Raw genomic sequence first — 7,696 nt, forward strand, 5'->3', positions numbered from 1 at the left:
CCCGGATTGCGATTCCTGCCTGCTTGAACTGACGAAGCCCATTGTGGGAGCGCGTTTGCGCGCAAGCGCGCACCCACAAGGTTCCATCCTGTCTCCGCGTCGGGTTAGGATCGGGGTTTGTCGTACAAATAAGCGGGGAGATGGGGATGGGGATTCGCAAGGCTCTTGGGTTCGCGCTGTTCGGCGCGCTGGCCTCCACCGCGGCATTCGCGGCGCCGCCGCCCGGCCACTCGGGCAACCCGGTTTTCCCGGGCTGGTACGCCGACCCGGAAGCCGCGATCCTCGACGATACCTACTGGATCTACCCGACCACCTCGCTCGCCTACGCGAAGCAGACGGGCTTCGATGCGTTCTCCTCGCCCGACCTGGTGCACTGGACCAAGCACGCCAACGTGCTCGCGATCGGCGACATCCCCTGGGCGAAAAAGGCGCTGTGGGCGCCTTCCGTCGTGAAGAACAACGACAAGTATTATTTCTTCTTCGCCGCCAACGATATCCAGAGCGACAAGGAACTCGGCGGCATCGGCGTTGCCGTGGCGGACAAGCCGGATGGCCCGTTCAAGGACCTGCTGGGCAAGCCGCTGATCGGTGCCTTCCACAACGGCGCCCAGCCCATCGACCAGTTTGCGTTCCATGACGAGGACGGCACCTGGTACATGATCTACGGTGGCTGGAAGCACGCGAACATCGTGAAGCTGAAGCCGGACTTCACCGGCGTCGAGCCCATGGCCGACGGCACCGTGTACAAGGAAATCACCCCGGAGAAGTACGTCGAAGGCCCGCTGATGTTCAAGCGCAACGGCAAGTACTACTTCATGTGGTCGGAGGGCGGCTGGACCGGCCCGGATTACTCGGTGGCCTACGCCATCGGCGATTCGCCGATGGGCCCGTTCAAGCGCATCGGCACCATCCTGAAGACCGACCCGAAGATCGGCACCGGCGCCGGCCACAACTCGGTGTTCCACGTGGCGAAGGACGACAGCTGGTACATCGTCTACCACCGCCACCCGCTCGGCGACACCAACGGCAACGACCGCGAAACCTGCATCGACAAGATGGAATTCGACAAGGACGGGAAGATCCTGCCGGTGAAGATGACGTTTGAGGGCGTGACGCCGAAAACCCTGCGCTGATCCCTGCCTCGTAGGAGCCCACCCTGTGGGCGACATCTTTCGCGATGCGGCTACAGGTCCTGTGGCTTCACCGCGAAAGGCGTCGCTCACAGGGTGAGCTCCTACGGATCGGTCAGCTATCCAGGTCGTCGATGATGCTCACATCCGGGAATGCCTTGCGTACGCACTGCACGTAATCACCTGCCTTCAACGCCGAGAACGCGGTCTGGTAGTTCACCAGCTTGCATCCCGGATCGCTGGTCCAGTTGTTCTCCCAGTAGATGGGAAGCGCCGCGGCGCTGGCCTCGGTGAACTCCTTCATGTTCCGGCAGCCGAGCTTCTCGCTTTCATCGACCGGCACGCCCAGCGTCGCGGCGAAGCCGCGGTAATAGCTGATGCGGTTGGCCGATGCCGCGTGCTCCGGCCCCGTTCCACCGCATTCGACGCCGCCGTTGATCACCATGGTCGTCGCACCGAATCCCGGCACGCGGCCATCCGCGATGTCGGCCGCGTTCGGCTGCCAGGTGCCGTCGATGATGTGCAGCATCGAGGGCTTGGGCGGCTGCGGGTAGACATAGAAGAACGTGGCGCTGCCCAGGTTCAGCCAGGTATCCGCCACGCGCTCCGGTGCATCGAGCAGCACCTTCACGTCGCCGTACATCGCATCCGAGAACGGCCCGTAGTTGAAGTGGTAGGAAAGCTGCTTCGCGCCGCGGCCGAAATAGCTCTTGAACCGGCCATCGGCCCACTTGCCGCACGGCCAGGCCTCGGTCGACCAGCTCGCATGGTCGCATTCGCCGTTGTAGGCGTTGGACTCTTCGGTCATGCCCATCTCGCGCACGTAGAACAGGCCCTGCCGGTACTCGGGTTCGGGGCGCCAGCTCTCGTGGGCGCCGGTCTCCTGCGCGAAGTGGGCGAACATGGTGGCAAGCGTCTTGCGGCACACCGCCTCGGCGACGGCGGCTGACGTCGACCCGCCACACACGGCCGGGAATTTTGCGACGGCTTTCAGAAATCCCTCATAGCTGTATTCGGGAGCCCGGAGCGGAAACAGGTAATCGAACTTCGCCGCGTCGACGATGCTCTCCACCAGACGCACGTTGTTGGGGTTCAGATCGCGGCCAGGCTGCACAGCCTCGACCGAAGCGTTATCGAGCGTGCGGATGGACTCGCGAACCGGATCCATCATGGGAAACGCCGAAGCCAGCGCGGCTTCGTCGGCCAGGAGCTTGCTGAGCAGTACCTCACGAGGTTCGCCCGGGTCACCGCTACCCGGATCGGGCGGAATGGGTTGCTCGCCCTGGCAACCGGTCGGCGTGTCATCGGGTACCCGCTCCCAGGAGGTGTCCCACGGATTAAGGGCCGAAGCCACCTCGTCGGGCGTATGACCGGGCCCCGTCCACCACTTGGCCTTGAAGACGGCCTGCTTCCAGCTGACCACGCAGCCGGCGGGGTAGGCGTGGGCGGGGTTGTAATCGAGGGCTTTTGCGGCAGGCGCGACGGCGAGTGCCAGCAGGGTGATGGCCGGAAAGACGGCCGTGTGGATCGTGCGTTTCATGGAGCCTCCTTGCGTATCGGGGATGTGCGCGTGGCACGGCGAAAACGTAGCGGGGCAATCACGGACCGGCTATCAGGTGAACTCCTAAAGCGCGGTGCCGCCTGAAGGGTGATCTGATGGATCTGCAGAAGCCGACGGAATCCTTGTAGGAACGTGTCGCAAGGAACTCCAATCGGCATGTGCAAGCATGCGAAACGATGGGCTGGGGCGGTATCGGTGCGCGCCGCGCAGAGGGTGCAACGGCGCCCCCGTTTGGGCGTAAGCTCAATCCGACACATATCCCAGCGAACGCCGCGGCGCAGAGCCCGGTAGCCAGGAGGAGCCACGCATGATCGTGCTTCGTGTAAACGGGGAAGACCGGCAGGTCGATGTACCGCCGGAGATGCCCTTGCTGTGGGTCCTGCGCGACGTCGTCGGCCTGACCGGGACGAAGTTCGGTTGCGGCATCGCGCAGTGCGGCGCGTGTACCGTGCACCTCGATGGCAAGCCGGTGCGGTCGTGCCAGTTGCCTGTCGCGGCAGTCGGCGACCGCGCGGTCACGACGATCGAAGGCATCGGCGCGACCGCCGAGGGCAGCAAGGTCCAGCAAGCCTGGCTGGCCCTGGACGTCGTGCAGTGCGGCTACTGCCAGTCCGGCCAGATCATGTCCGCCGCCGCCTTGCTGGCGCGCACACCCAGCCCCAGCGATGCCGATATCGACGCCGCCATGTCGGGGAACATCTGCCGCTGCGGCACCTACGTGCGCATTCGCGAAGCGATCCACCAGGCCGCGACGGGCACGCCCGCCGGCCTGCAGGTGATCGTTGACGGGAGCGCCGCATGAACGCGCGCGCCGATCATGACGGCATCGACCCCGGCCGCCGTGCAGCCCTGAAAGCGGCCGGCAGCGGGCTCGCCGTGGCTTTCCTCTGGACCGCGGGCATGGGCCCGGCGGTCGCCACCATGAACGCGCGGCGCCAGGATGCCGATGCGGCCGTGGCCACCGCGGATGGCAACCCGCCCTTCGTCCCCAACGCCTTCATCCGGGTGGACGCCGACGGCAAGGTACGCCTGGTGATGCCCACCGTGGAGATGGGCCAGGCCATCTACACGGGCATCGCGATGATGCTGGCCGAAGAGCTCGGCGTCGGCCTCGACCAGGTGGCGATCGAGCACAGCCCGCCCAACGATGCGTTGTATGGCCAGGCCTTGCTCGGCGGCGGGCAGATCACCGGCGGCTCGACCAGCACGCGTGGACAGTGGCAGGTGCTGCGCGAAGCTGGCGCGGTCGCGCGCGAAATGCTGGTGGGCGCGGCAGCGGCGCAATGGCATGTGGAACCCGCTACGTGCAGCGTGGCGCGCGGTGTCATCACCCATGCACCGTCCGGCCGTACGCTGGGCTTTGGCGCGGTGGCCAATGCGGCCGGCAAGCTGCCACAACCGGCCAGCGTGACACTCAAGGAGCGCAAGGACTTCACGCTGATCGGAAAGCCACTGCGTCGCGTCGATTCACCGGACAAGGTTAACGGGACCACGCAGTTCGGCATCGATGCGCAGGTGCCGGGAATGAAATTCGCCGCGGTGCGCACCAGCCCGGAACTGGCCGGCACGCTGGGCGCCGTGGACGAGAAGGCGGCCCGGGCGCTACCCGGCGTCATCGATGTGATCAAGCTCGATAACGCCGTGGCCGTGGTCGGTGAGAACTACTGGATCGCGTCCCGGGGTCTCGACGCACTGGATATCACGTGGAAGCCGGGTGTCAACGCGAACCTGGATACGCAGGGCCTTATCGATGCGCTGAAGCACAGCTCGGCGAACGGCAACGCGATCGTCGGGCGTAAGCCCAAAGGGGACGCACCCGCGGGCGGCAAGCGCATCGAATCCGAATACGTCACGCCCATGCTGGCGCACGCGCCCATGGAGCCCCTCAACGCGACCGTCCATGTCACGCCGGGCAAGTGTGAGATCTGGACCGGCTCGCAGGTGCCGACGCGCGTGGTCGCCGAGGCTGCGCGCATCTGCGGCATTCCAGCCGATGCTGTCACCTTGCACGGCTATTACCTTGGCGGTGGCTTCGGTCGTCGCCTGGAAACGGACCAGGCCGAGCAGGCCGTGGCTTTCGCGAAGCAGGTGGGTTATCCGTTGAAGGTGATCTGGAGCCGCGAAGAAGACATCCGGCATGACCGGGTCCGCCCCCTGTACTTCGACCGGATTTCCGCGACGCTGGGGGACGACGGAAAGCCGACCGCATGGCATCACCGCATTACCAGCGGCACCGTGCTGGGCCGCTGGTTGCCGGGTGCGATGGGTAAGGATGGCATGGACAGTGATGCCATCGAATCCGCCGCCGACCTGCCATATGTGATGGATCACGTGCTCGTTGAATGGGTCCGCCACGAGATGCCGCCGGGCCTGGTGGTCGGCTGGTGGCGTGGCGTCGGCCCGACCCACAACCTTTGGGTCGTCGAGAGTTTCGTCGATGAACTCGCGCACGCTGCGGGCAAGGATCCGCTGGCTTACCGGCGCTCGCTCATGGCCCCCGGCTCACGCCCACTCGGCGTGCTCGAGCTTGCCGCTGCGAAGATCGGCTGGGGTAGCCCGCTCCCTGCGCGTTGCGGCCGCGGCATCGCCGTAGGTTCGCCGTTCGGCAGTCATGTGTGTCTTGCGATGGAAGTGGAGGTGACGCCGCAAGGCGTCGTCAAGCTGCGGCGGGCAGTCGCGGCGATCGACAACGGCATCACGATTAATCCCAGCTCGGTGAAGGCGCAGATCGAAGGGGGCGTGCTGTTCGGCCTGAGTGCCGCGTTGTACAGCGGGATCACGCTGGAGCATGGCGCGATCCAGCAAAGCAACTTCCACGACTATCGCAACCTGCGCATCAACGAGACGCCGCAGGTCGAGGTCCACCAGGTGCAGAGCGACGAAGCGCCAGGTGGCATCGGTGAGGTCGGCACCGCCATCACGGCGCCGGCGCTGGCGAATGCGATCTTCGCCGCGACAGGTATCCGCCTGCACCAGCTTCCTGTTGCCTACACGTCGCTGGCGCAGCCCGACGCGCTTAAGGAGGTGGCGTCATGAGGCGCATCGCGATCGTCCTCCTCATCCTCATCGTCGCGGGTGTCGTCGCGTTCTTCGCGCTTACCCGACCCGATACCTCCGATGGCACCGCGCCGCTGATCGCGGGCGCGCCGCCGAATGCGGACCCTGTGGCCCGGGGCGCTTATCTTGCGCGGGCCGCCGATTGCGTCGCCTGCCATACCGTACCCGAGGGCGGGAAGCCCTTTGCAGGCGGCCTCGCGTTCAAGCTGCCGTTCGGCACGATCTACTCATCGAACATCACGGCCGACCCGGAAACCGGTATCGGCAACTGGACCGATGACCAGTTCGTCCGCGCGGTGCGCGAAGGCATCCGCAACGACGGCAAGCACCTCTACCCCGCGTTCCCGTACACCTCGTACACCGAACTCAGCCGGGCCGATGTCCTTGCGATCAAGGCATGGCTATTCACCCAGCCGAAGGTGCGCCAGGAGAACCGGCCCAACGACCTCGGCTTTCCGTACAACCAGCGCTGGGCCATGGCGTTCTGGAACGCCGCGTTCTTCCGCAGTCACCGCTTCGAGCCAGACCCGGCACGGCCCCCGGCATGGAACGCGGGTGCGTATCTCGCCGGTGCGCTGGGCCATTGCAGTGAGTGCCACACGCCGCGCAATTTCGGCTTCGGCCTGAAGCACGGCGATGCGCTCGCCGGCGAGGTGGTCAATGGCTGGCGTGCCTACAACATCACCTCCGATGGCGTGCACGGCGTTGGGCACTGGTCGGATGAGGCGCTGGCGCAGTACCTGCGCACCGGACATGCCGATGGGCACGCGTCGGCCTCAGGGCCGATGGGCGAGGCGGTGGCGCACAGCCTGCAGTACCTCACCCCGGAAGATACGGCGGCCCTGGTCGGCTGGCTGCGGACCGTGCCCGCACGTGAAGGCAAGGACCCGGTCGTGGTGGATCCGAAGCCGCAGGCCATGCTGGCCTCGAGCGACGCCGCCCCCGGCGGGGACAAGCAGGCCGGTGCCATGGGCTCCCGGCTTTTCGAGGGTGCCTGTGCGAGTTGCCACCAGTGGAACGGTGCGGGCCAGCAGACACCCTATGCCAGCCTCGCTGGCACGCGTGGCGTCAATGATCCCGGCGGTGCCAACGTCACCCAGGCGATCCTGCAGGGCGTGAACATGCGCATCGGCGAACGCGACGTTTACATGCCCGCGTTCGGCCACGCCTACAGCGATGCCGAGGTGGCGGCGCTCGCGAACTACGTGATAGGCCACTTTGGAGGCAAACAGGGTGAGGTGACCGCGGAGGACGTGGCACGTCGGCGTGCCCTTTGACACCCTGCCATTGGTCTCGTTATTTCAATACGCAAGGATTAGCTACAATGTCCGCAGGGTGGGGCAAGCACTCATGAACGGGCAACGGGCATGCGGTACGACAAGGGTCACAAGGAGCTGACACGGCAACGGATTGTGGAAGCGGCTTCGGAACGGTTCCGGGCCGATGGCATCGATGCGGTAGGCGTCGTCAGCCTGATGGGCGACGTGGGGCTTACGCAGGGCGGTTTTTACAACCACTTCCCGTCGAAGGAAGACCTGGTGCGCGAATGCGTGGCCACCGGTGTCGCCAGTGCCACGCAGCGCATGGCCGACAAGGTCGCTTCGTCGCGCGGCGAGCGTTACCGCGCGCTGGTCAACGGGTATCTCTCCACGGAACACCGCGATAATCCCGCCAGCGGCTGCGTCGCAGCGTCGCTGGCCAGCGAACTCGCGCGGCGCCCGGAAGAAACCCGCGCGGTCTTCACCGATGGCGTTGGCGACATGCTGGAGATGATCGCCTCCACGCTCCCGGACGGCGTGCGCGGCAAGCGCCGCCGCCTCCTGGCGACCGCGGTGCTGTCGTCGATGGTGGGTTCGCTCGCCTTGTCCCGCGCCGTCGCGGACGAGGGGATGTCGAACGAACTGCTGACGGTGGGGCGCCAGTCGGCCCTGTCGCTGATCGAAGCCGG

Annotated in this window: 6 protein-coding genes; 5 read left to right on the top strand and 1 reads right to left on the bottom strand. The window is 66.0% G+C overall.

Annotation, left to right across the window (positions count from 1 at the left end):
- The first annotated feature begins 146 nt into the window (after positions 1-146).
- The gene (locus tag ACTHLF_RS10740) at positions 147-1,133 is read left to right on the top strand and encodes a glycoside hydrolase family 43 protein (protein ID WP_440327295.1); all 987 of its coding nucleotides are present in this window, start codon (positions 147-149) and stop codon (positions 1,131-1,133) included.
- Positions 1,134-1,245: 112 nt separating this feature from the next.
- Here the strand turns inward: ACTHLF_RS10740 and ACTHLF_RS10745 are convergent, their stop codons facing one another.
- Positions 1,246-2,670, bottom strand: coding sequence for a glycoside hydrolase family 19 protein (locus tag ACTHLF_RS10745; protein ID WP_440327297.1), 1,425 nt, complete (start codon positions 2,668-2,670; stop codon positions 1,246-1,248).
- Between the two features lie 328 nt (positions 2,671-2,998).
- On the opposite strand from ACTHLF_RS10745, the gene ACTHLF_RS10750 reads away from it, so the two are divergent.
- From ACTHLF_RS10750 to ACTHLF_RS10765, 4 genes are all read left to right on the top strand, one after another.
- Complete coding sequence (locus tag ACTHLF_RS10750) at positions 2,999-3,493, top strand: (2Fe-2S)-binding protein (RefSeq protein WP_440327298.1); 495 nt, start codon at positions 2,999-3,001, stop codon at positions 3,491-3,493.
- Positions 3,490-5,727: a molybdopterin cofactor-binding domain-containing protein gene (locus tag ACTHLF_RS10755; RefSeq protein WP_440327300.1), complete on the top strand. Its 2,238-nt coding sequence runs from the start codon at positions 3,490-3,492 to the stop codon at positions 5,725-5,727. The genes ACTHLF_RS10750 and ACTHLF_RS10755 overlap by 4 nt, the downstream gene beginning before the upstream one ends.
- Positions 5,724-7,025 (top strand): c-type cytochrome, encoded by a 1,302-nt coding sequence (locus tag ACTHLF_RS10760; RefSeq protein ID WP_440327302.1) that lies wholly within the window; start codon positions 5,724-5,726, stop codon positions 7,023-7,025. The genes ACTHLF_RS10755 and ACTHLF_RS10760 overlap by 4 nt, the downstream gene beginning before the upstream one ends.
- 90 nt (positions 7,026-7,115) lie before the next feature.
- On the top strand, positions 7,116-7,696 hold a 581-nt coding region (locus ACTHLF_RS10765), incomplete at its 3' end, for a TetR/AcrR family transcriptional regulator (RefSeq protein ID WP_440327304.1).

Origin of the sequence: Luteibacter sp., assembly GCF_051958795.1 — a bacterium.
Lineage (GTDB): Bacteria > Pseudomonadota > Gammaproteobacteria > Xanthomonadales > Rhodanobacteraceae > Luteibacter.

Bases quoted from the DNA above. Each gene is read 5' to 3' on its own strand.
- ACTHLF_RS10760 (WP_440327302.1), top strand. From the start codon at position 5,724: ATGAGGCGCATCGCGATCGTCCTCCTCATCCTCATCGTCGCGGGTGTC.
- ACTHLF_RS10745 (WP_440327297.1), bottom strand. From the start codon at position 2,670: ATGAAACGCACGATCCACACGGCCGTCTTTCCGGCCATCACCCTGCTG.
- ACTHLF_RS10740 (WP_440327295.1), top strand. From the start codon at position 147: ATGGGGATTCGCAAGGCTCTTGGGTTCGCGCTGTTCGGCGCGCTGGCC.
- ACTHLF_RS10750 (WP_440327298.1), top strand. From the start codon at position 2,999: ATGATCGTGCTTCGTGTAAACGGGGAAGACCGGCAGGTCGATGTACCG.
- ACTHLF_RS10755 (WP_440327300.1), top strand. From the start codon at position 3,490: ATGAACGCGCGCGCCGATCATGACGGCATCGACCCCGGCCGCCGTGCA.